This is a genomic window from Actinoplanes cyaneus (genome assembly GCF_016862095.1).
Taxonomy (GTDB): domain Bacteria; phylum Actinomycetota; class Actinomycetes; order Mycobacteriales; family Micromonosporaceae; genus Actinoplanes; species Actinoplanes cyaneus.
In genome coordinates, this window is the sequence record NZ_BOMH01000113.1 from 1 (window position 1) to 960 (window position 960).

At 63.5% G+C, this 960-nt stretch carries 1 protein-coding gene and 1 pseudogene; one reads left to right on the forward strand and one right to left on the reverse strand.

The annotated features are described in order from the left end of the window. Nucleotides 1–349 (reverse strand): annotated as a pseudogene (tnpA, locus tag Acy02nite_RS45635) (IS200/IS605 family transposase); the annotation flags it as partial. Nucleotides 350–374: 25 nt separating this feature from the next. Between tnpA and Acy02nite_RS45640 the strand changes: the two are divergent. After that, nucleotides 375–960, forward strand: a 586-nt coding sequence (locus Acy02nite_RS45640) for an RNA-guided endonuclease InsQ/TnpB family protein (RefSeq protein WP_203756406.1), incomplete at its 3' end; no start/stop codon positions are given.

Consider the following 960-nt stretch of genomic DNA (forward strand, 5'->3'; position numbering starts at 1 on the left):
CCCGGCGAAGTATGAGCCGGACCAGAGTTTGCTGGCTCGGTAGTAGTGGCGCACCAGGTCGGGAAACTCCTGCCGCAGGCGGCGCGAGGAGACGCCCTTGAGGCTGTTGACCAGGCGGGCCACGGCGACCTTGGGCGCGAAGTTGACCAGTAGGTGGACGTGGTTGTTCTCGCCGTTGAACTCGACCAGTTCGGCCTCGAAGTCGGCGCACACGTCCCGCATGATCTGCTCCATCCGGGTCAGGTGCCGGTCGGCGAACACCTTGCCGGAACTTCGTCACGAAAACCAAGTGGACATGCATCGCGAAAACACAGTGCCTGCCAGTGCGGATTCCTTGAATTTCGGCCATAGACCAACAAGGTACGGTGATGGTCATGCAGCTGCGTTACAACTTCCGGGTCACCCCGGACGCCGTCCAGCGCACCGCGCTGGCACAGGCGTTCGGGTGTGCCCGCGTCGTTTTCAACGACGGACTGCGTCTACGTCAACAGGCTCGCGAAGCGGGCGAGAAGTACATCTGCGACGGCGAACTGTCGAAGCGAGTCATCACGGCGGCCAAGATCACCGAAAGCCGGAGTTGGCTGGGTGAGGTGTCGGCGGTGGTGTTGCAGCAGGCCCTCGCCGACCTGAACACCGCCTACCGCAACTTCTTCGCCTCGATCTCGGGCAATCGTCAGGGCCGTAAGGTCGCCTCACCCCGGTATCGGTCTCGCAAGGACTACCGGCAGGCGATCCGGTTCACGAAGAACTCCCGGTTCAAGGTTCTCGACAACGGCCGTCTGCGGCTGCCGAAGATCGGCGATCTGCCGGTCCGCTGGTCGAGGGTCCTGCCCTCAGATCCCTCCAGCGTGACGATCATCAAGGACGCGGCCGGACGGTATTTCGCCTCGTTCGTCGTGCAGACCACCGCAGACGAGGCGTTGCCGCCGGTCGACTCCGCGATCGGGATCGACCTGGGTC